General features: G+C 61.9%; 24 protein-coding genes. 15 read left to right on the forward strand and 9 right to left on the reverse strand.

Annotated elements, in window-relative coordinates:
• The first annotated feature begins 14 nt into the window (after positions 1-14).
• The 6 genes from AC3EML_RS19315 to AC3EML_RS19340 all read left to right on the forward strand — a co-directional run bounded on the left by AC3EML_RS19315 (position 15) and on the right by AC3EML_RS19340 (position 4,109).
• Positions 15-263 carry a ParB N-terminal domain-containing protein gene (locus tag AC3EML_RS19315; RefSeq protein WP_023669061.1) on the forward strand — a complete coding sequence of 83 codons (249 nt, stop codon included), beginning with the start codon at positions 15-17 and terminating at the stop codon, positions 261-263.
• A 116-nt stretch (positions 264-379) separates the two neighbouring features.
• Positions 380-1,336: an alpha/beta fold hydrolase gene (locus AC3EML_RS19320; protein ID WP_023690161.1), complete on the forward strand. Its 957-nt coding sequence runs from the start codon at positions 380-382 to the stop codon at positions 1,334-1,336.
• A 187-nt stretch (positions 1,337-1,523) separates the two neighbouring features.
• Positions 1,524-1,922 (forward strand): GFA family protein, encoded by a 399-nt coding sequence (locus AC3EML_RS19325; protein WP_023684918.1) that lies wholly within the window; start codon positions 1,524-1,526, stop codon positions 1,920-1,922.
• A gap of 116 nt (positions 1,923-2,038) precedes the next feature.
• A complete protein-coding gene (locus AC3EML_RS19330) occupies positions 2,039-2,230 on the forward strand; it encodes a hypothetical protein (RefSeq protein ID WP_023669058.1) in 192 nt (63 codons plus the stop codon).
• 156 nt (positions 2,231-2,386) lie between these two features.
• Positions 2,387-3,451 carry a glycoside hydrolase family 25 protein gene (locus AC3EML_RS19335; protein ID WP_352520272.1) on the forward strand — a complete coding sequence of 355 codons (1,065 nt, stop codon included), beginning with the start codon at positions 2,387-2,389 and terminating at the stop codon, positions 3,449-3,451.
• Between the two features lie 151 nt (positions 3,452-3,602).
• Positions 3,603-4,109: a DUF2314 domain-containing protein gene (locus tag AC3EML_RS19340; protein ID WP_023669056.1), complete on the forward strand. Its 507-nt coding sequence runs from the start codon at positions 3,603-3,605 to the stop codon at positions 4,107-4,109.
• Here AC3EML_RS19340 and AC3EML_RS19345 read toward each other — a convergent pair.
• Positions 4,099-5,058 (reverse strand): LysR family transcriptional regulator, encoded by a 960-nt coding sequence (locus tag AC3EML_RS19345; protein ID WP_023669055.1) that lies wholly within the window; start codon positions 5,056-5,058, stop codon positions 4,099-4,101. The two genes, AC3EML_RS19340 and AC3EML_RS19345, sit on opposite strands and share 11 nt — an antisense overlap.
• A gap of 103 nt (positions 5,059-5,161) precedes the next feature.
• Between AC3EML_RS19345 and AC3EML_RS19350 the strand changes: the two genes are divergently transcribed.
• From AC3EML_RS19350 to AC3EML_RS19360, 3 genes are read left to right on the forward strand one after another with little or no spacing between them, the layout of a single operon-like run.
• Positions 5,162-5,335 (forward strand): hypothetical protein, encoded by a 174-nt coding sequence (locus AC3EML_RS19350; protein WP_023669054.1) that lies wholly within the window; start codon positions 5,162-5,164, stop codon positions 5,333-5,335.
• A gap of 28 nt (positions 5,336-5,363) precedes the next feature.
• Entirely contained in the window at positions 5,364-5,972 is a 609-nt protein-coding gene (locus AC3EML_RS19355) for a class I SAM-dependent DNA methyltransferase (RefSeq protein WP_023669053.1), read from the forward strand.
• The gene (locus AC3EML_RS19360) at positions 5,969-6,853 is read left to right on the forward strand and encodes a DMT family transporter (RefSeq protein ID WP_352520273.1); all 885 of its coding nucleotides are present in this window, start codon (positions 5,969-5,971) and stop codon (positions 6,851-6,853) included. Before AC3EML_RS19355 ends, AC3EML_RS19360 begins: the two co-directional genes overlap by 4 nt.
• A 20-nt stretch (positions 6,854-6,873) precedes the next feature.
• Here AC3EML_RS19360 and AC3EML_RS19365 read toward each other — a convergent pair whose 3' ends face one another.
• A complete protein-coding gene (locus tag AC3EML_RS19365; RefSeq protein WP_352520555.1) occupies positions 6,874-7,815 on the reverse strand; it encodes a phosphoribosylaminoimidazolesuccinocarboxamide synthase in 942 nt (313 codons plus the stop codon).
• A gap of 163 nt (positions 7,816-7,978) precedes the next feature.
• Between AC3EML_RS19365 and AC3EML_RS19370 the strand changes: the two genes are divergently transcribed.
• From AC3EML_RS19370 to AC3EML_RS19380, 3 genes are read left to right on the forward strand one after another with little or no spacing between them, the layout of a single operon-like run.
• Positions 7,979-8,950, forward strand: a complete 972-nt coding sequence (locus tag AC3EML_RS19370) for a DUF3592 domain-containing protein (protein ID WP_488505294.1) — start codon at positions 7,979-7,981, stop codon at positions 8,948-8,950.
• A gap of 13 nt (positions 8,951-8,963) precedes the next feature.
• The gene (locus tag AC3EML_RS19375) at positions 8,964-9,500 is read left to right on the forward strand and encodes a hypothetical protein (protein WP_352520275.1); all 537 of its coding nucleotides are present in this window, start codon (positions 8,964-8,966) and stop codon (positions 9,498-9,500) included.
• A 4-nt stretch (positions 9,501-9,504) separates the two neighbouring features.
• Positions 9,505-10,110 (forward strand): hypothetical protein, encoded by a 606-nt coding sequence (locus AC3EML_RS19380; protein WP_245260295.1) that lies wholly within the window; start codon positions 9,505-9,507, stop codon positions 10,108-10,110.
• Positions 10,111-10,133: 23 nt separating this feature from the next.
• Here AC3EML_RS19380 and AC3EML_RS19385 read toward each other — a convergent pair whose 3' ends face one another.
• The 4 genes from AC3EML_RS19385 to AC3EML_RS19400 all read right to left on the reverse strand — a co-directional run bounded on the left by AC3EML_RS19385 (position 10,134) and on the right by AC3EML_RS19400 (position 15,596).
• On the reverse strand, positions 10,134-10,340 hold the full coding sequence (locus AC3EML_RS19385) for a type II toxin-antitoxin system HicB family antitoxin (RefSeq protein ID WP_023669048.1): 207 nt from the start codon (positions 10,338-10,340) through the stop codon (positions 10,134-10,136).
• Between the two features lie 410 nt (positions 10,341-10,750).
• The gene (locus AC3EML_RS19390; RefSeq protein WP_352459409.1) at positions 10,751-11,377 is read right to left on the reverse strand and encodes an ImmA/IrrE family metallo-endopeptidase; all 627 of its coding nucleotides are present in this window, start codon (positions 11,375-11,377) and stop codon (positions 10,751-10,753) included.
• Positions 11,374-11,739, reverse strand: a complete 366-nt coding sequence (locus AC3EML_RS19395; RefSeq protein WP_156951450.1) for a hypothetical protein — start codon at positions 11,737-11,739, stop codon at positions 11,374-11,376. Before AC3EML_RS19395 ends, AC3EML_RS19390 begins: the two co-directional genes overlap by 4 nt.
• Before the next feature lie 92 nt (positions 11,740-11,831).
• Positions 11,832-15,596, reverse strand: a complete 3,765-nt coding sequence (locus tag AC3EML_RS19400) for a vitamin B12-dependent ribonucleotide reductase (protein WP_352520277.1) — start codon at positions 15,594-15,596, stop codon at positions 11,832-11,834.
• A gap of 731 nt (positions 15,597-16,327) precedes the next feature.
• On the opposite strand from AC3EML_RS19400, the gene gltX reads away from it, so the two are divergent.
• Positions 16,328-17,701, forward strand: a complete 1,374-nt coding sequence (gltX, locus tag AC3EML_RS19405) for a glutamate--tRNA ligase (RefSeq protein ID WP_023684934.1) — start codon at positions 16,328-16,330, stop codon at positions 17,699-17,701.
• On the opposite strand, the gene AC3EML_RS19410 is transcribed toward gltX, so the two are convergent.
• The gene (locus AC3EML_RS19410) at positions 17,619-18,815 is read right to left on the reverse strand and encodes a DUF2865 domain-containing protein (RefSeq protein ID WP_023694166.1); all 1,197 of its coding nucleotides are present in this window, start codon (positions 18,813-18,815) and stop codon (positions 17,619-17,621) included. The two genes, gltX and AC3EML_RS19410, sit on opposite strands and share 83 nt — an antisense overlap.
• Positions 18,816-19,019: 204 nt before the next feature.
• Here AC3EML_RS19410 and AC3EML_RS19415 point away from each other — a divergent pair, with 204 nt between their 5' ends.
• Positions 19,020-19,640 (forward strand): DUF1287 domain-containing protein, encoded by a 621-nt coding sequence (locus AC3EML_RS19415; protein ID WP_352520278.1) that lies wholly within the window; start codon positions 19,020-19,022, stop codon positions 19,638-19,640.
• Positions 19,641-19,645: 5 nt separating this feature from the next.
• On the opposite strand, the gene AC3EML_RS19420 is transcribed toward AC3EML_RS19415, so the two are convergent.
• Together AC3EML_RS19420 and AC3EML_RS19425 are read right to left on the reverse strand one after the other, a co-directional pair.
• Entirely contained in the window at positions 19,646-21,970 is a 2,325-nt protein-coding gene (locus AC3EML_RS19420; RefSeq protein WP_023684938.1) for an NADP-dependent malic enzyme, read from the reverse strand.
• Positions 21,971-22,129: 159 nt separating this feature from the next.
• Complete coding sequence (locus tag AC3EML_RS19425) at positions 22,130-22,909, reverse strand: SDR family oxidoreductase (protein ID WP_023699356.1); 780 nt, start codon at positions 22,907-22,909, stop codon at positions 22,130-22,132.
• Between the two features lie 120 nt (positions 22,910-23,029).
• Between AC3EML_RS19425 and AC3EML_RS19430 the strand changes: the two genes are divergently transcribed.
• A complete protein-coding gene (locus AC3EML_RS19430; RefSeq protein ID WP_023739351.1) occupies positions 23,030-23,845 on the forward strand; it encodes a UDP-2,3-diacylglucosamine diphosphatase in 816 nt (271 codons plus the stop codon).
• The last annotated feature ends 25 nt before the right edge of the window (positions 23,846-23,870 follow it).

Below are 23,870 nucleotides of genomic sequence, written 5' to 3' on the forward strand. Positions count from 1 at the left end.
CCTCGGGAGCCGGTATGCTGAGAGTGCAGAAGGTCAAGGTCGACGAAATCTACGTGCCGACGGCGCGCAAGAAGACGCTGCATCCCGAAACGGTCCGGCATCTGGCCGAAGACATACTGGAAAACGGCATGAAGACGCCGATCCAGGTTCGCCATGACGGCAAGCGCCACATCCTGGTCGAGGGCCTGCACCGGCTGGAAGCCGCCAAATGGCTCGGCGAGACCGAGATCGACGCCTATCTGGTGCAAGCCAAGCGCCACTGAGGCGCGCGACCGATCGACAACAGCCAAACCGATCATTCTTCCGCGGATTTTTTCGCAGGGCATGTCGGCACGCGGCGTGCTCGCTCGTCCTTGGGGCGGAACCCGAGGAGACCGACATGTCCAGACCAATCTATTTCGCCATTCTTGCCTCGGTCGCTGCCTTGTTTGCAGCGCCCGGCCCAGCCAATGCAGTGGAGACCAAGCCCGCCATGACCACCGAAGCAACAGCCATGCCGAAGCCGGAAAAGTCCGGCCTGCTGCCGATCGACGGCCTGAATTACTACTATGCCGTCTACGGCAAGGGCGAACCGCTGCTTCTGCTGCATGGCGGCCTTGGCACGTCGGACATGTTCGCGCCGCTGCTGCCGAAGCTGGCGGAAAACCGCACCATCATTGCCGTCGACCTGCAGGGCCATGGCCGCACCGCGCTCGGCGAGCGACCCTTCAGCCTGGAGGGGATGGGCGACGACATGGCTGGTATCGTCAAGGCGCTCGGCTATGACAAGGTCGACGTGCTTGGCTATTCGCTGGGCGGCGGCGTCGCCTTCCGTATGGCCGTCCAGCATCCCGAGACGGTGAGACGTCTGGTCCTGGTCTCGACCGGCTTCGCCGCCAATGGCTTCTATGACGAGATGCGCGGCCAGCAGGCGCAGGTGAGCGCGGCCGCCGCCGATTTCATGAAGGACACGCCGATGTACAAATCCTACGTCGCCGTCGCCCCACGTCCCGACGATTTCCCTAAACTGCTCGATGCGCTGGGCAATTTCATGCGCAAGGATTACGACTATTCCGCCGATGTGGCGAAGCTGAAGATGCCAGTCATGCTGGCCTATGGCGACAGCGACATGTACAAGCCCGAGCACGAGATCAAGTTCTACCAGATGCTCGGCGGCGGGCTGAAGGATGCCGGCTGGATGCGTGAGAACCTGTCGCAGAACCGGCTGGCCATCATTCCCAATCGCACCCACTACGACGTCTTCTTCGCACCGGAGCTGACGGCCGCGGCACTGCCCTTCCTCAATGGCGAAACCAAGGTGAAGACCTGGGACGAAGTCCTCAGCGAAACGAAATAGCTTGCCTGAAAATACATGCCGGCCGTCTCGAAGAGGCGGTCGGCTTTTTTGTGCCTGCGAGGCTACGGAGCCTTGGCGCAGCCATTGGTCCTATCGGCGCAATCGATGGCGCCATCAGGACTTTTCAATTGACCGGAAGGTACCTGTCGATATCATCAAGAGACCTTCAGTGCGATGGGTTCGAATGATGACGAAATACCAGGGCGGATGCCATTGCGGGGCAGTGCGCTACGGCACCGAGGCGGCGCCGCTCAACCAGCGCGTCTGCCATTGCCGGCGCTGCCAGAAGGTGATCGGCGCGGCTTTCAATGCCCGCCTTTTGTTTCGCATCGACGATGTCACCGTCGAGGGAGAGGTGGCGACGGTCAACACCTCTCCGGACCTCAAGCGCGGCTTTTGCGCCGCTTGCGGCACCACGCTGTTTTCCCGACGCGACTCCGCCGGCATCGTCGGCATCACCACCGGCTCGCTCGACGATCCCTCGCTGTTCAAGCCGGAAATGCATATGTGGACCGCCTCGAAGCAGCCCTGGCTGCAACTCGATGACGGCCTGCCGCACCATGAAGGCGCGCCGCCTCCGAACTGACGCCGGCCTTACCGGAAATTAATCCCGAAACCACGACATAGCCGGCAAAGCGTCATTGGCGGGCCATGATTGCCTGCCTATCTATCGTCTGCGGGCCGGTATCGAGGAGACGACCGATGAGCGACAGAATCAGCACCCTGGACGAGCTTTTGAGCGATCCGATGGTCCTCCTCGTGATGGAGCGTGACCGCGTGCGCCCCGAACAGGTTCGCCTGCTGCTCGAACGTGCCCGCCGCCCGGCCGCCGACGCCGTGCCACCGGCGCATGTGGTGGCCAAAAGCTGCATGCAGCAATGGCTGGGAAGGTAAGGGCTTCCCCTTCTCCCACAGGGGGAGAAGACAAGAGGGCCAATTCCTAACAACTTGATTCAAACTTTGTTGGTAATTTCTCGTTAGTAATCGAGGCCGGTTTGTCCGGCGGCGTCTGTTTGCCTTCGGTCTGTTGTGTTTTGCGTACAGGTCCAGATGCGGATTTCAGGCGTCGTCAGTTTCATGTTGGCATCGCTGTGGCTTGCCGGCTGTTCGTCCACAGCGGGCGTCGATGGCTTGCAGCCGTCGAACGAGACGACCAGTTCGGTTGTGCGTCCGAGCGCGCCGGTCACAGCGGCTCCGGCGGAGACCGCCGACCTCGCGCCGATGCGGTCCGAAATGGTGGCCGACAACGCTGTGGCCGACAATGCGCCGCCCTTTTCCATGGTCGAGGAAGAAGAGGCCATCGTCGCGGGCACGCCGCAGGGGAGCACCAGACCACAGCTCGAGCCCGCCGCTCTGATGTCTGCGCCGAAGCGGTTGACGCGCGCTGCGCCGGCCATGCTGGCCTCGCCAGTCACCCGCTACGGTTTTCGCGACGCCAAGCCGATCAATTTCGGCAAGGCTTCGCCACGCTACCTTGCCGTCCACGGCGTCGACGTCTCGCGCTGGCAGGGCAATGTCAACTGGGGCAAGCTGCGCGCCCAGGGCGCCAACTTCGCCTACATCAAGGCGACCGATGGCGGCGACCATCTCGATCCGCTGTTCATGAAGAACTGGCGCAATGCCGACGCCGCCGGGCTGAAGCGCGGCGCCTATCATTTCTTCTACTGGTGCCGCACCGCGGGCGAGCAGGCCGACTGGTTCATCCGCAATGTGCCGAGGGTCGAAGGCGCGCTGCCACCGGTAATCGATGTCGAGTGGAACGGCGAATCTTCCTGCAAGCGGCGGCCGTCGCGGGCCACCGTGCTGGAAAAGATGAAGGTGTTCATGGACAAGCTGGAGCGCCATTACGGCCAGCGGCCCATCATCTACACCGCACCGGATTTCTATCGCGACAATCTCAAGGGTGCGTTTCTCGATTATCCGTTCTGGCTGCGCGCCGTGGCGCGGCATCCCTCAAAAGTCTATCCCGGCCGCAAATGGCTGTTCTGGCAGTACTCCGGCTCCGGCCTGTCGCACGGCGTGACCGGCCGCATCGACCTCAACGTCTTCCATGGCGACGAGCGCGCCTGGCGGGCATGGGCAGGCGGGCAGACGACCGTCGCCGACGCCGACTGAACGTCAGGCCGGTGCCGGTGCGCCTGCGCTGCCTGCCGCTGCGCCTTGGGTTGAATTTCAGCGTCTCGCTAACGATCCGCTCACTGTGTCCTTTAGCGGTATCGCAACAGCCTTCCGGTAACGTGCCCGTGATCGGGTTTCGGAGGGGTCCATGCGCAATCCAGTTGTGGCTGTCGCTCTTGCCGCCGCTGTCGGCTACGGGTTTTTCAGCTCGCTCGGCCACATGCCGGGCGGAAGTGGCACTTCGCTGGCCGAGTCGAAGCAGAACGTCGTGTCCTATTCCACCGAGGACAAGGCGATGCAGGCCGCCAAGGACAGCGGCCGCTCGACCCTCAAGCGCTTCCACGAATTGATGGACGCCGGCACACCCGGCACCTACACGGTAAAATTCCCGCTGACCCAGAACGGCGCCACCGAGCATATCTGGCTGCAGCTGGTCGGCTACAGCGACGGCTCCTATATCGGCCTGCTCGCCGACGTCCCGGTCAATGGCAACAAGTACAAGATGGGCGACAGGATGACGGTGACCGAGGCCGACGTCGAGGACTGGATGATCAAGAACGGCAAGGTGATCTATGGCGGCTACACCACGCGCCAGGCGCTTGCGGATATGCCGAAGGAACAGGTTGCAAGATACGGGTTGACCTTCAAGGACTGAGGGTTGAGGCGGGGGCGAGTTTTATCGCGGTGCCTAGAGGGCTGTCGCGCTTTTCGCGTTCGCGTATCTCTGCCGTCTGCGCCAGCACCCAGTCGCGAAACACCTTGATTTTGGGCGCGTTGCGGCGGCTCTCCAGATGCACCAGCCAATAGCCGTCGCCGTCCGATCCAAGCACGCCGAATGGCTGTATCAACTGGCCCTTTTCCAACAGGGCGCTGTAAAGGTTTCTGGTGAGGATCGCGGCGCCCTTGTCGGTCAGCGCCGCCATCGCATCATAGGCCTGCGTACCCAGCTTCGGGCCAGCGATGACGCGATCGGGCTCGAACGGCACGCCGGCAGCCTTGAACCAGATTTCCCACCAGGGATCGTCGGCACAGCATAGCGGCACTTGGTAGAGATCCTCGGGGCGGTGGATGCCGCCGACGCTTTCGGCGAGTCTCGGGCTGAGCATCGGCGTATAGTCCGCCTTGAACAGATAGTGAGCCGTCAGGCCCGGCCATTTTCCACTGCCGGTGCGAATGCCGACATCCATGTCGCCGCGCGTGAAATCGACCAGCCCGTGCGATGTATTCACCTTCACGGCAAGATCGGGATGCATCAGCTGGAATGTTCCAAGCCATACGGCCAGCCAGTTCGATGCGAAGGTTTCCATGGTCGTCACCGACAGCACGCCGGTCGCTCCACCCTTGGTGGCGACCCATGCGTCGGCCAGGGTCGAGAACGCGCCTGTTGCGTGCGGCGCCAGCTGCTGTCCGGCCTCGGTCAGCGCGATCTGCCTTGTTTTTCTTATGAAAAGCGGCGTTCCGGCACGTTCTTCCAGCACCTTTATCTGATAGCTGGCAGCTGATTGGGTCATGCCGAGTTCTTCGGCTGCCTTGGTGAAACTGCCCAGCCGGGCCGCGGCTTCAAAGACCCTGATGGCTCCTAATGGTGGTAGTTCCCAGCTCATGACGCATCAATCCCGCTGATGCATACTACGCGACGTTCGATTGGAAACCAAGCCCGGAAAACGGCATGCTGCATTCATCGGATCAAACCCTGAGGATACGGCAATGACCACCACCATCGCTCTCTACAACACGCTTCGCCGCCCGGTGCTCGACCTCTTCACCGCGCCGTTCAGGCCTCGCAAGCGCGGCTTGCTCGACCGCCGCTCGCTGTCGGATCATTTCCTCAGGGATATCGGTATGCTTGACGGACGCGTGCCTCCCGGCACCATTGGCTAAGCAAGCTCTTTGACCAGGGGAGGGAAAGATGACTGTGCCATCCGAGGATCTGGCGAAGAGCCGCCAAACGATCAACGCCTATGAGGACTATGCCGAACGCTACGACGCTCTGGTGCGGCACGTTCCGAACCAAAGAGAACAGAAATGGCTGAAGCGCCTGGTGAAGATCGCCGGCAAAGGTGGCCGGATTCTGGAAGTCGGTTCGGGGCCCGGATACGATGCGGACTTCGTCGAAGGGCTCGGTGTCCAGGTTCGGCGCACAGACGCAACGAAGCGGTTTCTCGAGTTGCAGGCCGCACGCGGCAAGCATGGTGAGTTTCTCGATCTCATCACCGACGATCTCGGCGGCCCCTACGACGCGGTGCTCGCATTGTGCGTCCTGATCCACGTGCCGCGCGAGCAGGCCGACCAGGTGCTTGCCAAGATTGCCGGGTCGTTGCGGCCGGGCGGCGCCTTCCTCGTCTCGATGCGCATTGGCGATGGCGAGAAGAGCGGCGAATATCATACGGTCTACTGGCGCAGGGACGACTTCGCGGCCCGCCTTGAAAACGCCGGGCTGGTTCTTGTCGGAGACGAATTCAACGTCGGCCGCGATCGCGAAGAGTGGACCACCTTTCTGGCTGTGAGGCCGTCATGACGCGCCGCGGACTGTTTTTGTTCGTGCTGCTCAGCCTCCTGTGGGGCATTCCCTATTTGTTGATCAAGCTGGCGGTTGCCGAGGTGTCGGTGCCCTTCCTGGTCTTTGCCCGAACAGCCGTCGGCGCCCTGGCGCTGCTGCCCTTCGTCCTTGTCCAGCGCAGTTTCGGATGGCTGAAGACACATTGGCCGGCGGTCGCCGCATTCTGTCTGGTCGAGATGATCCTGCCATGGGGGCTGATCACCCATGGCGAAGTCAGCATCGACAGTTCCACCGCCGGACTGCTGATTGCCATGACGCCGGCGGTAACCGTCGCGCTCTCAAAGCTGATGGGCTCGGATGAGCGGCTGGGGATACGCCGCTGGACCGGTCTTTTCCTCGGTTTTGCCGGTGTCTTCGTGCTGGCGCTGCCGACCTTGGGTGGCGGATTTCTCGCGGTCGTCGAGATTCTCATGGCCGCGGCCTGCTATGCCTCGGGTTCGATCATCGCGTCGCGCTGGCTGAACGATGTGCCGGCAACCTCGCTGACGGCAGTCTGTCTGGCAGGGGCCGCGCTGATCTACGCCGTGCCGGCGGCGTTGGCCTGGCCGGCGGCCATGCCGTCGACAACGGTGGTTGGCGCAATCCTCGGTCTTGGCGTGTTTTGCACGGCGATCGCCTTCGCCACCTATTTTCTGCTGGTGCGGGAGATCGGCCCCGAACGGGCGGTCGTCATAACCTATGTGGCGCCCGCCGTCTCCGTGGCAGCCGGCGTGCTCGTCCTTTCAGAGCCGCTCGATATCGGCATTGTAGCGGCTTTCGCGCTCATCCTGTGCGGATCATATCTCGGCACGTGGCGCGCTCCGCCAGAACCGTCCGCGTCCGCGACCTCGGCAAGTTGACCGGCGGCCGCCAGCCGCCGTCAGAAATAAGGTCGCAGGTTCTCGCGAATGCGGTCCAGCACCGTCTTTCCCGAGATATCGGCGGTGAAGGTCTTGCCGGTGATGGTCTCAAAGGCCTGCGTGTAAACCCGCGATGTCTGCTCGATGAGCTCGGCGGGGATTTTCGGAATACGATCCTTGTAGGGATCGCAGCGCGCGGTCACCCAGGCGCGAATAAAGTCCTTGTCGAAACTTTGCGGCCGCTCGCCTGCCTTGAAACGCTCTTCATAGCTTGCCGCAAGCCAGTAGCGGCTTGAGTCGGGCGTATGGATTTCATCGGCAAGGATGATGGTGCCATCCTTGTTCGTGCCGAACTCATATTTGGTGTCGACCAGGATCAGGCCGCGCTTCGCGGCCAACGCTTTGCCGCGCGCAAACAGCGCCAGCGCATAGCGCGAGACTGTGTCCCATTGCTCTTCCGATAACAGGCCGCGCGTCAGGATCTCGTCGCGCGTCAAGGGCTCGTCATGACCGCCATCGAGCGCCTTGCTGGTCGGCGTGATGATGGCCTGCGGCAGCTTCTCATTGTCGCGCAGCCCGTCCGGCAGGCGGATGCCGTACATATCGCGTTCGCCGTTCTTGTATTTCGTCAGCACCGAAGTGCTGGTGGTGCCGGCGAGATAGTCGCGAACAACGATTTCCACCGGCAGAATGTCGAGCCTGGTGCCGACAACGACATTGGGGTCGGGATAATCGAGCACATGGTTTTGGCAGATGTCCGCCGTTTCCTCGAACCAGTAGCGCGCCGTCTGCGTCAGCAGCTCTCCCTTGAGAGGTATTGCGGTCAGGATCACATCGAAGGCGCTCAGCCGGTCGGTGGCGATGATGATGCGGCGGCCATCCGGCAGATCGTAATTCTCGCGGACCTTGCCTTTGTAGTGGTTCGGGAGTTCCGGAATGAAGGCATCCGAGAGAACGCGCAGTGCTGTCATCCTGGTCTCATGGCTCCTAACAGTTTGGGCGACTCTTAACAAAGTTGAGGGGGCTTCGATACCCGAGGAAGGGCGGTTCGTCCTTCGCGAATAATCAAGACATTGCCTTCGCCGTGCTATCTATTCGCAGCTTCCGACACTCCTGGGGGACGCGGTGGACGTAGAGCTCAAATTTCTGATTGTCGGATTTGCCTGCGCGATCGCGGGCGGTCTGTCGTTCATCACTTTCGTCAAATGGCGCGAGGTGCAGGCGATGAGCCACTGGCTGCCGGCGCCGGGCAAGATCATCTCGTCGCGCGTCGAGGCGCGTGAAGTCAGAAGGTCGGGCGTCGGCTCGGACAGCAGCGACACCACCGAGATGCGCAATTTTCCGGCGATCACCTTCGAATACAAGGTCGGTAAAAAGAAATTTCAAAGCTCGCGCTACAGCGTGAAGGAGAATCTGGGGAATTTCGAAGTCACCGAAACCCTGGCGCAGTTTCCCACCGGCGCTGAAGTGACCGTCTTCTACAATCCGGCCGATCCGGGCAAGGCCGTGATCGAACGCACCCTGCCGGACGGCGCCTTCAAGTTCATGGTCAAGCTCTCGGCCGGGCTGGTGATCGGCACGGTGGTGCTGGTGTTTTCGCTCGGTGGCGTGCTGGAGGCGATCCGGCCGCACCTGCCCAAGCCGCAGAACCTCGGCGCCGGAGCGCTGCTGCTGTTCATGGGCCTGATGATCCTGCGCATGGCCTTCGTCCAGAAGTCGCTTGCCGAGCAGGCGGCAAAATGGCCGGTCGCGCCCGGCCGCATCAATTCCTCCGGTCTGCAGGCGCTACGAAACTACAGCGGCCATCGACGCTGGAGCACCGTTTTCAAATCCCGCATCGTGTACAGCTACGGCGTCGCAGGCCAGCACTACACCTCAGACCGCGTCACCTTCGGCGCCACGGTCACCGCTTCAATGCCCGGCCTCGTCAGCGGCCAAGGGCGCAGCTATGCCGAGGGCGGCAAGGTCGACGTGCATTACGACCCAGCCAACCCCGCCTCGGCAGTGCTCGAATGCAGGGTGCGCGGGCTTTGGCTGCTGTGGGTCTGTTCGGCCGCGTTTCTGGGCGGCGCGGCTCGGCTGGTCGGTTTTATCTGAGGCGCCCACTTTCATGACAAGACATCCAATGATCGTCCGCAGGCTGGCCATCGTTTGCCTGGCTCTGCTCGGCGCCGTGCAGGCAGCGAGCGCAAAAGAATGTCTGCTCAGCCATGCCACCTACCGCGAGCCGCGTTCGGGCGCGGTGATGCAATTCCGGCCGCTGAACAATGAGCCGGCGGCACTGACGGCCGAAGTGTTTTCGGTGACCGTGCCCAACACCGATACGCGCTTGCCGGCCGACATCACCTGGACCAATGGCAAAAATTCGTTTCCGCTCGGCACCATCCGCCATGCCTGCACCGACGACGACCGCGAAGCGGGGCTGGAGGATGGCAGCGGTCTCTGCCGGATATGGATGGGCCAGGTCTATGCCTTGACCGGAGGCGGCGCCGAGCAGCTGAATTCGCGCGAAGCGACACCGGCGCCGAAAGGGCTGTTGCTGCCCGATTTCGGCGCGGGCTTCACCGAATTTGCCGATTTCGCCAATGCCAATCCGGACGGCTCGGCGTGGGACGCCTTCACATTGACAGGATGCAGCGATGAATAACGCCATGAGACTGATTGTCTGGATCTGCACGCTGTTTGCCTCGGCGACGATATCAGCCGCAGCGCGGGCGGACGAGCTGGCGCCATCGCGCCCGCCGATCGACAAATGCGTCTGGGAGAAACTGGCCGACAAGACGGTCGGTTTGGCCGCCTGGGTGCAGCGCTGCGATTTCGGTTTTCGCCAGATCCACTTCGAATTCGTCGGCAACGCGCTCGCCATCAAATACAGCGATGGCGGCGCGCCCGATCCGCTGGTCGAGGTGTTCGACATCAAATCAGGCGAAACTGCCGAGGCCGCGGTGTTGCGCCTGTTGCTGGAAAAGACCGACAAATCAGTCAGCGCCCGCTGCGTGCTGACGCCCTACACCGAGGGCACCGTGCCCGCGGGCGTCAAACGCTACACATTCAGCCCCGATGCTGCCTATGCGAAAGAGCTAAAGGCGCTAGCCAATGACGAAGTTCCCGAACCGCCCTGCGGCGACTGGGGCGAAATGCCGGATGGTATTCAGTATTTCGAGGCGCCGGCGGGTGAGGGGCGGAGGGTGCTGTTCGTTCGGGCGGGGCAGGACGAGCCGCTGTTCGACGATCAGACGCTGCGGGTGCCGGGATAGGATGTTGTCCTGAAGGCTACCGCTTATGCCTCTACGTATTCCGCGAGACTGATTCCTTTGGGCACCTCCAGCCCATCGGCACGCAAGCCCTCGATGTGAAAGCGTATAGCGTCGCGAATTTCGATTTCTACTTCTGGCACGGTAGCACCAGTTGCGATGCAGCCGGGTAGGTCCGGCACATAGGCAGAGAAATTGTTGCCTGCTTTTTCAATCACCACCGCGTAACGCATATAGTCACTCCTTCAAACCGGACTGCTTGAGGCGCCTGGCGCAATTTCCTCAAACGGCTTGCCGGCCGCGGTGACGCGCCCGGCAAACTTCGCCTATCAATGTTACTTCTTGCGCGGCGGTTCGTTCTTGGTGTCCCCGTAGCCGGGCTTGGGGACACGCTCGACTGTGGTCGTGTTCGGGCGGCGCTCGGCTTCTTTCACAGAAATGAATTGGCCGCTCTTTGAGCTTCGTCCAATGTCGAAAGTCTTACGTTCATTGGTGGGCATTTGGGTATCTTTCCTCTGTGTTGCCAGAGCTACCTCGACTCCGAGAACCGACTCCCCATATGATAACCTTGCTAGAGGAGATGGGATTTCGATCTCGTCGCCCCGCGTAGGCTCCGGCCTGTTCGCGGTATCCAAAGCCGGCTCTAACGAGCCGGCTTTGGTATTTCTGCGGCTTTGCTTTGCATTCCTGTAATTGCCGTCTTGACCTGATGCGGAATTATATGTGGCTCTGAGATGCCAAGATTTTGGAGGCGTTTCTCGGCGGCTGTCCTACTCACAGCAAAGAACGGCATGATTTCCAGAACGTCGGTGAAGTCACGAATTAGAGTCTCCGGCATAAGAAAACCGGCGGCAAACGCGTTAGCTTGCCATTCTGCGCTCGCGTACGCAGGTAACTCTTTCATCTGAGAATATCGCCTAGGGGCTCGATCAAGGGGAACGGCCGATTTGTGAAGAACCAAATGCCCTAGCTCATGGGCCACAGTCCACCTGCCGCGGCCTTCAAAGTTCGCGGCGGATTGATACGTTGTGCCTGACAAGACAACGCAAGGCGGATCAAATTCGGTATACCCTTCCGCTCCGTCCATCAGGTGGTCATCTTTGACAACTAGTGCGAAATCGCCAAAAAGCCGGGGCATTTCATTTTCAAGGACACTAACCATATCAGGTGCTTGGCAAGTAGTGCCTATGCGAAGTGCTTGGCGCCATGCCGCTGCTAATATCTCGATCTCAGCGCGACTCTTGGCGGATACGCAATAGTCATGACTCATCTGTCATCTCCTGGGAGTTCTGCGTCCAGTTTTCGTATCTCGTCTGGGGACATCTTGTTGATCTTCCTAAATAACCTTCTAGCAAGAGCTGCGCGTTCTTTGTTTATTGGCGTAAAGCGAATAACGTTAATGCGGGCATCTGCGAGGGCCTGTAGGTGCTTTCTCGTAACGATGTCCAATTTCAACCAGTTTCCAAAGTTTTCTACGTACCCCTCTGGAACTTGTTTTCCCCCAGTCTCGACAGCGGAGATAAATGACGGCGAACACTTGAACTCCTTTGCTTGATCAATCATCCGCAACCTTCGTGCCATTCTGATTTCCCGGCATGCGGACCCAAATGCCGTCAGAGTTTTTTCGACCATCTTTATGTTTCCCTGTCTTTTTCACCTGTAGGTGAAACTCTCCCTCAAAAAAAACCTCTCTGCCGCGTTGGCGGCAGAGAGGTTCGTTCGTGTCAACTGCACCCGCTCGTCGAACCACAAGTATCGCACTTCTCGCAGGTGCCGTTCCGCACCATGGTGAAGTTGTGGCATTCCGAGCATTCGTTGCCGGTGTAGCCTTGCATCAAGGATTGCTGACGCCGCGTAGAGGCAAGCGCCTTTGCCTCGGCCGCTTCTTTCGCTGCTTCGTCGGTGAACAACCCGGTGGGATCGGCTGCCTCCTCGGAAACAATATCTTCGACCAATTCCTTGGCTCGCTCCTCATAGTCGCGCTTGTAGGCGATGGCTTCGTCGCTTGCTGGTTTAAGCGCCAGCACGTTGGAGCCTGAGAACGCAGTTGGAGTGACCCGGGCAGGGGCTCCGGCAGGTGATCCGGCAAAACCCTTGGGTTCGCCACCTAAGCCAGACACCAACTTGACCGGCGAGGCGCCGCGGGTAAGGCCCTTCGAGAACGGCGTCGCCTTGCCTTCGTTGATGCCGCGTCCGAGCGCCGTCTTGTCGAAATCCGACTGGTCGACATGGGCGAGGTCGTGGCGGCCGAGGTAGGACACGGCGAGTTCGCGGAACACGTAGTCGAGGATCGACGTCGCATTCTTGATCGCGTCGTTGCCCTGCACCATGCCGGCCGGCTCGAATTTGGTGAAGGTGAAGGCCTCGACGAATTCCTCGAGCGGCACGCCGTATTGCAAGCCGAGCGAAATGGCGATGGCGAAGTTGTTCATCATCGCCCGGAAAGCAGCGCCTTCCTTGTGCATGTCGATGAAGATCTCGCCGATGCGGCCGTCATCGAATTCGCCGGTGCGTAGGTAGACCTTGTGGCCGCCGACGACTGCCTTCTGGGTGTATCCCTTGCGGCGGTTCGGCAGTTTTTCACGATCGCGGTAGAGCCGTTCGATGACGCGTTCGACGATCTTCTCGGTCACTTGCACGGCGCGCTGTGAAGCGGGCGCAGCGATCAACTGCTCGACCGCGTCGTCCTCGTCATCCTCGCTGTCGGCGAGCAGCGACGAATTGAGCGGCTGCGACAGCTTCGAGCCGTCGCGATAGAGCGCGTTGGCCTTCAGCGCCAGCTTCCACGACAGCATGTAAGCGCCCTTGGCGTCTTCCACCGTCGCATCGTTGGGCATGTTGATGGTCTTGGAGATGGCGCCGGAGATGAAGGGCTGTGCCGCCGCCATCATCTGGATGTGGCTGTTGATGGACAGCGAGCGCTTGCCGATCTTGCCGCACGGGCTGGCGCAGTCGAACACCGCGAGATGCTCGGCCTTGAGGAAGGGCGCGCCTTCCAGCGTCATCGCACCGCAGACATGGATGTTGGCGGCTTCGATGTCCTTCCTGGAGAAGCCGAGCGCCGGCAGCATCTCGAACGAGAAGTCGTTGAGCTGCTCATCGGTGAAGCCGAACGTCTCCTTCACCCAGTCGGCGCCGAGCGTCCACTGGTTGAAGACGAACTTGATGTCGAAGGCCGACTTCAGTGCTGCGTTAAGCGCCGCGATCTTGTCATCGGTAAAGCCCTTCGCCTTGAGCGAGCCGGGGTTGACCGCCGGCGCCTGGTTCATGTTGCCGTGACCGACCGCATAGGCCTCGATCTCGGCGATCTGGCTTTCTGAGTAACCCAGCGTGCGCAGCGCTTCCGGCACGGCGCGATTGATGATCTTGAAATAGCCGCCGCCGGCAAGCTTCTTGAACTTCACCAGCGCGAAGTCGGGCTCGATGCCGGTGGTATCGCAATCCATGACCAGGCCGATCGTGCCGGTCGGCGCAATCACGGTCGCCTGCGCATTGCGGTAGCCATGCTCTTCGCCGAGTTCGATGGCGCGGTCCCAGGCAGCCTTGGCGTGCGTGGCCAATTCCTGCTGCTTCAGGTCGGACGCGACCAGCGGCACCGGATTGACGGCGAGCTTCTCGTAGCCCTGTTTCTCGCCATAGGCGGCACGGCGATGGTTGCGCATGACGCGCAGCATGTTCTGCGCGTTACGGTCGTAGTCGGCGAAGGCGCCGAGCTCGCCGGCCATCTCGGCCGAGGTTGCATAGGCGACGCCGGTCATGATGGCGGTGAGTGCTGCGCAGATGGCGCGGCCCTCGTCGGAATCATAGGGAATGCCGGACGTCATCAGCAGGCCGCCAATGTTGGCATAGCCGAGGCCGAGCGTGCGGTATTCGTAGGACTGCTTGGCGATCTCCTTCGACGGGAACTGCGCCATCATCACCGAGATTTCGAGGACGACTGTCCACAGCCGCACCGTGTGCTCATAGGCGGCGATGTCGATCGTGCCGTCGGCGTTGCGGTAGGGGAGCAGGTTGATCGAGGCCAGGTTGCAGGCCGTGTCGTCGAGGAACATGTATTCCGAGCACGGATTGGAGGCCCGGATCGCACCGGCCGAAGCGCAGGTGTGCCAGTCGTTCATCGTCGTGTTGAAATGCAGGCCCGGATCGGCCGAAGCCCAGGCGGCGTAGCCGATCTTTTCCCAGAGGTCGCGTGCCTTCAGCGTCTTCAGCACCTTGCCGTCCTTGCGGGCGGTCAGGTGCCAGTCGGCATCCTCCTCGACGGCGCGCAGGAAATTGTCCTTCAGCGACACCGAATTGTTGGAGTTCTGGCCGGACACAGTGAGGTAGGCATCGGAATCCCAGTCGGTGTCGTAGGTCTTGAACGACATCGAGGTGTAGCCCTGCTTGGCGAACTGGATGACGCGGTAGATGTAGTTCTCTGGCACCGCCGACTTCTTGGCCGCCTTGATCTCGCGCTTCAGCGCGGTGTTCATCGACGGGTCGAAGCAATCGTCATCATGGCCTTCGCAATTGATGCAGGCCTTCATGATCGCTTCGAGATGTTTTTTCACGATCTTGGAGCCGGTGACCAGCGACGCCACCTTCTGCTCTTCATTGACCTTCCAGTCGATGAATTCCTCGATATCGGGATGGTCGGCGTCGACAATGACCATCTTGGCCGCACGACGCGTGGTGCCGCCCGACTTGATGGCGCCCGCCGCGCGGTCGCCGATCTTGAGGAAGCTCATCAGGCCGGACGAACGGCCGCCGCCCGACAGCTTTTCGCCTTCGCCGCGCAGCATGGAGAAATTGGAGCCGGTGCCCGAGCCGTATTTGAACAGGCGCGCTTCACGCACCCACAGGTCCATGATGCCGCCTTCGTTGACGAGATCGTCCTGCACGCCCTGGATGAAACAGGCATGCGGCTGCGGATGCTCGTAGGAGGACTTCGACTTGGTCAGCTTGCCGGTAAACGGGTCGACATAATAGTGGCCCTGGCTCGGACCATCGATGCCGTAGGCCCAGTGCAGGCCGGTGTTGAACCATTGCGGCGAGTTCGGCGCAACGCGCTGGGTGGCGAGCATATAGGCGAGTTCGTCGCGGAAGGCGCTCGCGTCTTCTTCCGACTTGAAGTAGCCGCCCTTGTAGCCCCAATAGGTCCAGGTGCCGGCCAGCCGGTCGAAGACCTGGCGGGCGTCGATTTCGGAACCGTAGCGCTCGGCTTCCGGCAGCTTGGCAAGCTCGGCCTCGTCGGCGACGGAGCGCCACAGGAAGGAGGGGACGTCGTTCTCCTCGACCTTCTTCAGGCGCGCGGGCACGCCGGCCTTGCGGAAATACTTCTGCGCCAGGATGTCGGCGGCAACCTGCGAGAACTGCGCCGGCACATCGATATTGTCCAAGCGGAACACCACCGAGCCGTCCGGATTCTTGATCTCCGAAAGCGCCTTGCGGAATTCGATCTCCGCGTAAGCTGATTGGCCTGGCTTGGTGAAACGACGCTCGATGCGCATTGGTCCGGTCCCTTTTGTCTATATATAGCGCTTTTCCCCGGGGATTTCTGCCCCCAATGCGAAACGCGCATGTCCGCCGTCTGCCGGCGTTCGAAAACACCGGCTCTCCTTGTGGCAGTCTTCGTCGCCTTGCTGGTCGAGCTTCTTACGAAGCCGCTGTTCCAACTCTGCGCCGAACCCTGCGGGTCCCTCAAAACTGAATTTTTCCTCGATTCCCTCGACCGAGGGAAATTCACACTATCTAGCGTCGAACCTGCCTGCAAACACTAAATATAGTGTTAACAGACAATTTATTCCAGTCCGACAAATCTCCCTTTTCGCTCCCGAAGCCCCCACGATCCAACGCTTCCGCCAGCCTCGTAAACAGGCGGAAATCATGGCCAAAACGCACAAAATCCGGGGAAATGACCGGGCTCGAAACTCTCCGGTCGCGCCCTCAACAAGAGCACATGGCACATAAAAGGCGACTCGGTTTGCGTCGTCAAGGATTCGTTTGCGTAGCTTTTGTGACCGCAACATCTTGTGTGTCACATATGTGGATAACGGGGACAAAAAGCGGCTGAGGAAAGCCCGATTCTGCCGGCGTGGACCGCTGGTGAGCGGTTCACCCGAGACAGGCCCGGCCGGATTCTGGCTCACAGCCTTTTCATTTTAGCTGGCGTGCATTATGTCTTTGGCGTCGCGCGGGGGCGCGTCTTGTCAATTCCAAGAGCATCCGTTACGCCCCGCCCATGACAGTTACCGTCCGTTTTGCCCCCTCACCAACCGGCCGCATTCATATCGGCAATGCCCGCACCGCCTTGTTCAACTGGCTGTTTGCCATGAACAACAAGGGCCGTTTCATCCAGCGCTTCGACGACACAGACATTGCCCGCTCGAGGCAGGAATTTTCCGACGCCATCCTCTACGACCTGCACTGGCTGGGGATTTTTCCCGACGCCACCGAATACCAGTCGCGGCGCTTCGAAACTTACGACGCGGCGGTGGAGCGGCTGCAGAGAGCCGGCGTTGTCTATCCCTGCTACGAGACCCCCGAAGAACTCGACCTGCGCCGCAAGGTGCGCCGCACGCGCGGCCTGCCGCCGGTCTATGGCCGCGAGGCGCTGGCGCTTTCGCAGCAGCAGATCGCCGAATACCGCTCCGATGGCCGCCGGCCGCACTGGCGCTTTCTGCTGCCGAATTTCACCAGCGATCCGCTGCAGCCCGAGCGCACCGAAGTGCACTGGAACGATCTGGTGCGCGGCGAGGAAACCGTCGATCTGGCCTCACTGTCCGATCCGGTGCTGCGGCGCGAGGACGGCACTTATCTCTACACGCTGCCTTCGGTCGTCGACGACATCGAGATGGGCGTCAGCCATGTCATCCGCGGCGACGACCACGTCACCAACACCGGCGTGCAGATCGCGCTGTTCAAGGCATTGGGCGCCGAGCCGCCTGTCTTCGGCCACCACAATCTCTTGACCACGGCCTCGGGCGAGGGCCTGTCGAAGCGCAGCGGTGCGCTGTCGATCGAAAGCCTGCGCGAGGAGGGCATCGAGCCGATGGCTGTGGCTTCGCTGGCCGTCCTTGTCGGCACCTCGGAAAATGTCGCGGCGGTGCATGACATGCCGGCACTGGCCGCGCGCTTCGATCCCGCCGCCACGTCGAAATCGGCGGCCAAATTCGACCCGGACGAGCTGTTCGTGCTCAATCGTGCGCTCATGCACCACATGCCGTTTTCCGAGGCGCGGGATCGGCTGATCGTGCTCGGCATCTCCGGCGACAAGGCCGAGCCGTTCTGGCTGGCGGTGCGCGGCAATCTCGACCGGCTGAGCGACGCGGTCGGCTGGTGGCGCATCCTTGCCGACGGCCCGCAGCCCGCGCCGGAATTTTCCGACGAGGATCGCGACTTCCTGCAGCAGGCCTTCGACCTGTTGCCGGAAGAGCCGTGGACCGGTACGGTCTGGAAAGACTGGACGGCCAGGATCAGGGAAGCCAGCGGCCGCAAGGGCAAGGCGCTGTTCATGCCGCTCAGGCTGGCGCTTACCGGACTTGCTTCCGGGCCGGAGCTTGCAGATCTATTGCCGCTGCTGGGTCGGGAAGGAACGCTGGCCCGACGACCCTGACCTTGCGCTGGTCCGGCGGGATCAGCGACACCGGCGACACCACCGGCTTGACGGCAAGGCGCTTGATGGCGGCGCGGTCGAGCCCGCCTTGTACGTTCGCCAGCGTCTCCGGATCCGCGCCCGGATCGGGTTTGGCCGCCGGCACCGGAATGAATGGCGTTGTCTCGGTATCAGGCTGCGATTGCTCGGGCGGTGGCGGGTTGCCGCCGATGATCTCGAAATTTCCGGCCTGCGCATTGCAGCCACAAGCCAGCGGCCGCGACATGTTGGGCTGTTTGTAGAGATAGGCGGTCGGCAACTCGCTGTAGGGCCTGCCGGTCACCGACGACGTCATGTTGGCCGAATCGTCTTCCATGCCGCGCGAATAGAACACCTGCATTTCGGTGCCGGGGCAGCTCGATTCGCAATTCTTCTGATCGCGCTCGAAATCGCCGAGCGAAGCCGAGTTCGACATCGGGAAGAAATAGCCGTCGCAGGTGCGCACGCAGCTCGTATGGAACTCGCCGCCGACCGTCGGGAAATCCGGCACGCCGGGCTGATTGAGCACCCGGCGCACATTGCGCTCCTCGCCGGGATCATCGGGCTGATCGAGCGTGTCGATCTGCCGGTTGCCGCCGAAAAGCTGGTCGAACAGATTGCCGTCGTCGGGTTCGCGGCTGGCTTCCTGCAGCGGCTCCCGGCGCGGCGCGGGCTCGTCACGGCAGCCATTGGCGTCGAGCGCGGCCAGGATGCGGCCGCGGTCGCGCCGCGAGCCGCCGCCGGCAAGCTGCGCGCGCTTGGCTTGCAACGCATCGAGATTGGCGTTCATGCGATCGATGCTGCTGTTCAGCGCGGCACATTGGCTGACATTGCGCGAAAACAGCGAAAACCCGCAATTCGCATCGCTCGCACGACCGCGCACCTTTGATAGCTGTTCGAACTGGCGGGAGATGGCCTTGTCATACTTCCGCACCATGCTGGAATTGCCGCCGCCATTCGATGAAGAAGCAAGCTCGGCTTCCAGTTGACGGCAAACGCGGGAGGCGGCCTGCGGTTCAGTGGTGGCGACGGCCGAAAGCACAAGCGCGCCGAGCAGCGCAGCCAGATGCTTCAGCCTCCATCGTCCGCCCGTCATTGGCCGAAACCCCGCTTGCCTGCCTGTCTACCGGATTCGCGGTTAACCGTTCCCTCAATCTACAACCAAAGATGGTCTTAGCCCATAGACGCGTTGCAGGAGGCGTTTGGATAGAGCGGCAACTGTGCGATCTCACCGCTGCATGAAAAAGGCGCAATCGCCCCGGAATTATCCCACGATCCAGCAATGCCCCGGGGAGCTGGCATGATCGCGATTACCCGTCGAACCGCGCTGCAGTTCGGTCTGTTGTGCCTGGCGGCGCCCGCCGCCCGGGCGCAGGAAAATCCAGCCGCTCCGGACTGGCGCAGCAAATTGGTCGAAGCCGCGCGTGAGCAGATCGGCGTCACCACATTCTACGACCCGGCCTATGTCCGCCTCGACTATCCCGGCGGCGATGTCGCGCCGGATCGAGGCGTGTGCACGGACGTCATTGTCCGCGCCTATCGCCGCGCCTTCAATCTCGACCTGCAGAAACTGGTGCATGAGGATATGGCCGCCAATTTCGCCGCCTATCCCAAGACCTGGGGCCTGAAAGCGACCGACCGCAACATCGACCACCGACGGGTCGGCAATCTTGCCGCATTTTTCGGGCGCAAGGGAGTTTCCTTGCCCGCCAGCGAGTATCCTCCCGACTTTCAGCCGGGCGATATCGTCACCCAGATGCTGCCCGGCAACCTGCCGCACATCGTCATCGTCTCAGCCGAACGCTCGGCGGACGTGCCGGAACGAGCGCTGGTCATCCACAATATCGGGGCGGGCGCCCGCGAGGAGGACACGCTGTTCGCCTTCAAGCAGACCGGGCATTACCGCTTCGCGCCTGCGTGAGAAACTCAGCCGAAATGAACCACCGCCTGCGCCTTGTGCGCCGCCTCGACCACCGCGAGCGCCGTCATATTGACGACGCCGCGCGAGGTCACCGACGGCGTCAAAATATGCGCCGGCTTGTCGGTGCCAAGCAGGATCGGGCCCACATGCAGCGCATCCATCATCGTGCGCAGCGCGGTCAGCGTGATGTTGGCGGAGTCGAGGTTGGGGAACACCAGGAGATTGGCTTCGCCCTTCAGCCGCGAATGCGGATAGACGCGCTGGCGCAGATGCTCCGACAGGGCTGAATCGGCATGCATCTCGCCATCGCATTGCAGGTCGGGCGCAACGCGCGCCAGGATCGCCGCCGCCTGCCGCATCTTCAGCGCGCTGGGTGAATCGCGCGAGCCGAAATCCGAATGCGACAGCAGCGCTGCCTTCGGCTCGATGCCGAAGCGCTGGATTTCCTCGGCCGCCAGAATGGTCATTTCGGCGATCTCCTCGGCCGTCGGGTCGACCGAGACATGGGTGTCGGTGAGGAAGATGATGCCGCGTTGCGAGATCAGCATCGACAGCGTCGACAGGTCGCGGTCCTTGACGCCTGCGCGTGGTCCGATGACCAGCGTCACATTGCGCAGATGCCGCTCGAAACGACCCTCGAGGCCGCAGATCATGGCGTCGGCATCGCCGCGCTTCAGCGCCAGTGCCGCAATCACCGTATTGTCGGTGCGCACCATGGTGCGCGCGGCCTCCGTCGTCACGCCGCGCCGGCCGGCAAGCTCGATCAACAGGTCGACATAATGGCGGTAGCGCGGATCGTCCTCAGGGTTGATCAGGCCGAAATCGACGCCCGGCTTGATACGCAGGCCGTAGCGCTTCAGCCTGACCTCGATGACATGCGGGCGGCCGATCAGGATCGGCTCGGCAATGCCTTCCTCCAGCACCACCTGGGCTGCGCGCAGCACGCGCTCGTCCTCGCCGTCGGCATAGATGACGCGCTTGGCGGTCGACGCCTTGGCCGACGAAAACACCGGCTTCATCACCAGGCCGGAGCGGAAGACGAAGCGGTTGAGCTGGTCGATATAGGCGGCGAAGTCGGTGATCGGCCGGGTCGCGACGCCGGTGTCGCAGGCAGCCTTGGCCACCGCCGGCGCGATGCGCAGGATCAGGCGGGGATCGAAGGGCGAGGGGATAAGGAAGTCGGGTCCGAAGATCGGCGTCTCGCCGGAATAGGCGCGGGCGGCGACGTCGGATGGTTCCTCGCGGGCAAGGGCAGCAATTGCCCTGACCGCGGCCATCTTCATCTCCTCGTTGATGGCGCTGGCGCCGCAGTCCAGCGCACCGCGGAAGATGTAAGGAAAACAAAGCACGTTGTTGACCTGATTGGGAAAATCGGAACGGCCGGTGCAGATCATCGCGTCGGGACGGGCGGCGCGCGCGACCTCCGGCATGATCTCGGGATTGGGGTTGGCCAGCGCCAGGATCAACGGCTTAGGCGCCATATGATCAAGCAATTCCGGCTTCAGCACGCCGGCGGCCGACAGGCCGAGAAAAACGTCGGCGCCAGGGATCACATCGGCCAGCGTGCGCGCCTCGGTGTCCTTCACATAGGGGTCTTTCCAGCGATCCATCTCGTCGGTGCGGCCCTTGTAGGCGACGCCGAAGCGGTCGGTGACCCAGATATTCTCTACCTTGGCGCCAAGCGAGACCAACAGGTTGAGGCAGGCGAGCGCTGCCGCACCGGCGCCTGAGGTGACGATCTTGATGTCGGAAATGGTCTTGCCGGCGAATTCCAGCCCGTTGAGCACGGCGGCGGCGACGATGATGGCGGTGCCATGCTGGTCGTCATGGAAGACGGGAATGCCCATGCGGGCCTTCAACTGCGCCTCGACCTCGAAGCATTCGGGCGCCTTGATGTCCTCGAGATTGATGCCGCCGAAAGTTGGCTCCAGCGCCGAGATCGTCTCGACCATGCGCTCTATGCCCGGCGCATCGATCTCGATGTCGAAGACGTCGATGCCGGCGAATTTCTTGAACAGCACCGCCTTGCCTTCCATCACCGGCTTGGAGGCGAGCGGGCCGATATTGCCGAGGCCGAGAACGGCCGAGCCGTTGGAGACGACGCCGACCAGATTGGCGCGCGCCGTGTAGTCGGCGGCGGTCGCCGGATTGTCGCGGATTTCGAGGCAGGGGGCGGCAACACCAGGCGAATAGGCCAGCGCCAGATCGCGCTGGTTGCCGAGCGGCTTGGTTGCCTGAATCTCGAGCTTTCCCGGCCTTGGATGCTTGTGGAAGTAGAGGGCGGCTTCGTCGAGGTCCGAACGTGCCGTTTTCTTGTTCTCGCCTTCCATGCGGCCGCTCCCTCAAACCTGCTTTGCAGCCTTTTAGCACGCAAAAATGGTTTTTCGCGACGCCAAATAACGCAAGGGCGGCTAAAACAACCGGGGCCGAAAAGACCGAATTATTTCAAACGGTTGCGCGGAAATCCTGCTGAGGATGCACTGAGCCCTTCAGAACGCGCTGACATAGAGGCCGCCATCGACCGGGATGTTCTGGCCGGTGAGATAACCGGCATGGACCGAGCACAGAAAGGCGCAGATCTGGCCGAACTCTTCCGGCGTGCCGAGCCGCTTGGCCGGAACGTCGGCGCTGATGCGGGTCTTGCGCGCTGCGGCCGCTGCCGGGTCTTCCATCGTGCCGGCCTCATGCGGGCCGCGCAGCCGGTCGGTGTCGAGCTTGCCCGGCAGCAGGCTGTTGATGGTGACGTTGCGGTCGATCACCGTGCGCGCCACGCCGGCCAGGAACGAGGTCAGCCCGGCTCGCGCGCCGGACGACAGATCGAGGCCGGGAATCGGGACGTAGACCGACAGCGAGGTGATGTTGACGATGCGGCCGAAGCCGCGCTTGGCCATGCCGTCGATGACGGCCTGCACCAGTTCGATCGGCGTCACCATGTTCTGCGTCACGCCTTCGAGGATCTTTGCGCGGTCGAGTTCGCGGAAATCGCGCAAGGGCGGGCCGCCATTGTTGTTGACCAGGATATCCGGGTCGGGGCAGGCGGCAAGGAGCGCGTTCTGCACGTCGGGTTTCGAGACGTCGCCGACGATCTCGGTCACCTTCACGCCGTAGCGTTCGCGCAGTTCGGCTGCGGTTTTTGCCAGCAGCTCGGCATTGCGGCCGTTGACGACGAGATCGCAGCCGGCCTCGGCCAGCGCCATGGCGCAGCCGCGGCCCAGCCCTTTGCTCGATGCGCAGACGATGGCTTTCTTGCCCTTGATGCCAAGATCCATGACGATTTTCTCCTGTGAATGGCGCGGCACGCTAGCCCTTTGGCTGGCCCAATCGCAACCGTCATACGGTTGTTGCATGAATCGGGGCATAGCCTGCGCGAAAGCAACGGTGACGATCTGATGTCCGGTACAGAAACCCGCACTTTCCGCAGCATGTTCATATCCGACCTGCATCTCGGATCGAAGGCGGCCAAGGCCGAGTTCCTGATCGATTTCCTGCGGTATCACGACGCCGATATCATCTATCTCGTCGGAGACATCGTCGACGGCTGGCGGCTGCGGCGCAGCTGGCATTGGCCGCAGAGCCACAATGACGTCGTCCAGAAACTGCTTCGCAAGGCGCGCAAGGGCACCTCGATCACCTATATCGCCGGCAATCACGACGAATTCGCGCGCCAGTTCCAAGGCGTGCATTTCGGCGGCATCGTCGTTGCCGACCGCGCCATCCACGAAACCGCCGATGGCAGGCGCCTGCTGGTCATCCACGGCGACCAGTTCGACACCGTCGTCCACAATGCACGCTGGCTGGCCTATCTCGGCGACTACGCCTATGACGCCGCGATGGTGGTCAACCGCGTGGTGACGAGGCTCCGCCATATGCTCGGCCTTCCCTACTGGTCGTTCTCGTCCTGGGCCAAGGTCAAGGTCAAGAAGGCGGTGAACTTCATCGGCTCGTTCCAGACGGTGCTGACCGAGGAGGCCCGCCGCTCGCATGTTGACGGCGTCATCTGCGGCCACATCCATCACGCCGCGATCGAGACTTATGAGGATGTGCAGTACATCAACACTGGCGACTGGGTGGAGAGCTGCACGGCGGTGGTCGAACATTTCGACGGCAAGATGGAGATCATCCACTGGGCGCTGGTGCTGCCCGAAGCACCGGACGAGCCGCTCATCCCCTTGCTGATCGAAGACAGGGTCGTCGAAGCGGCATAACCCTCCTGTTAATCGACTGGCCCAG

This window comes from Mesorhizobium sp. P170090 (assembly GCF_057786115.1).

Bases quoted from the DNA above. Each gene is read 5' to 3' on its own strand.
- AC3EML_RS19420 (WP_023684938.1), bottom strand. From the start codon at position 21,970: ATGGAAGGCGAGAACAAGAAAACGGCACGTTCGGACCTCGACGAAGCC.
- AC3EML_RS19380 (WP_245260295.1), top strand. From the start codon at position 9,505: ATGAGACTGATTGTCTGGATCTGCACGCTGTTTGCCTCGGCGACGATA.
- AC3EML_RS19320 (WP_023690161.1), top strand. From the start codon at position 380: ATGTCCAGACCAATCTATTTCGCCATTCTTGCCTCGGTCGCTGCCTTG.
- gltX (WP_023684934.1), top strand. From the start codon at position 16,328: ATGACAGTTACCGTCCGTTTTGCCCCCTCACCAACCGGCCGCATTCAT.
- AC3EML_RS19360 (WP_352520273.1), top strand. From the start codon at position 5,969: ATGACGCGCCGCGGACTGTTTTTGTTCGTGCTGCTCAGCCTCCTGTGG.
- AC3EML_RS19330 (WP_023669058.1), top strand. From the start codon at position 2,039: ATGAGCGACAGAATCAGCACCCTGGACGAGCTTTTGAGCGATCCGATG.
- AC3EML_RS19345 (WP_023669055.1), bottom strand. From the start codon at position 5,058: ATGAGCTGGGAACTACCACCATTAGGAGCCATCAGGGTCTTTGAAGCC.
- AC3EML_RS19425 (WP_023699356.1), bottom strand. From the start codon at position 22,909: ATGGATCTTGGCATCAAGGGCAAGAAAGCCATCGTCTGCGCATCGAGC.
- AC3EML_RS19430 (WP_023739351.1), top strand. From the start codon at position 23,030: ATGTCCGGTACAGAAACCCGCACTTTCCGCAGCATGTTCATATCCGAC.
- AC3EML_RS19385 (WP_023669048.1), bottom strand. From the start codon at position 10,340: ATGCGTTACGCGGTGGTGATTGAAAAAGCAGGCAACAATTTCTCTGCC.
- AC3EML_RS19340 (WP_023669056.1), top strand. From the start codon at position 3,603: ATGCGCAATCCAGTTGTGGCTGTCGCTCTTGCCGCCGCTGTCGGCTAC.
- AC3EML_RS19350 (WP_023669054.1), top strand. From the start codon at position 5,162: ATGACCACCACCATCGCTCTCTACAACACGCTTCGCCGCCCGGTGCTC.
- AC3EML_RS19400 (WP_352520277.1), bottom strand. From the start codon at position 15,596: ATGCGCATCGAGCGTCGTTTCACCAAGCCAGGCCAATCAGCTTACGCG.
- AC3EML_RS19395 (WP_156951450.1), bottom strand. From the start codon at position 11,739: ATGGTCGAAAAAACTCTGACGGCATTTGGGTCCGCATGCCGGGAAATC.
- AC3EML_RS19390 (WP_352459409.1), bottom strand. From the start codon at position 11,377: ATGAGTCATGACTATTGCGTATCCGCCAAGAGTCGCGCTGAGATCGAG.
- AC3EML_RS19325 (WP_023684918.1), top strand. From the start codon at position 1,524: ATGACGAAATACCAGGGCGGATGCCATTGCGGGGCAGTGCGCTACGGC.
- AC3EML_RS19335 (WP_352520272.1), top strand. From the start codon at position 2,387: ATGCGGATTTCAGGCGTCGTCAGTTTCATGTTGGCATCGCTGTGGCTT.
- AC3EML_RS19375 (WP_352520275.1), top strand. From the start codon at position 8,964: ATGACAAGACATCCAATGATCGTCCGCAGGCTGGCCATCGTTTGCCTG.
- AC3EML_RS19315 (WP_023669061.1), top strand. From the start codon at position 15: ATGCTGAGAGTGCAGAAGGTCAAGGTCGACGAAATCTACGTGCCGACG.
- AC3EML_RS19415 (WP_352520278.1), top strand. From the start codon at position 19,020: ATGATCGCGATTACCCGTCGAACCGCGCTGCAGTTCGGTCTGTTGTGC.
- AC3EML_RS19410 (WP_023694166.1), bottom strand. From the start codon at position 18,815: ATGACGGGCGGACGATGGAGGCTGAAGCATCTGGCTGCGCTGCTCGGC.
- AC3EML_RS19355 (WP_023669053.1), top strand. From the start codon at position 5,364: ATGACTGTGCCATCCGAGGATCTGGCGAAGAGCCGCCAAACGATCAAC.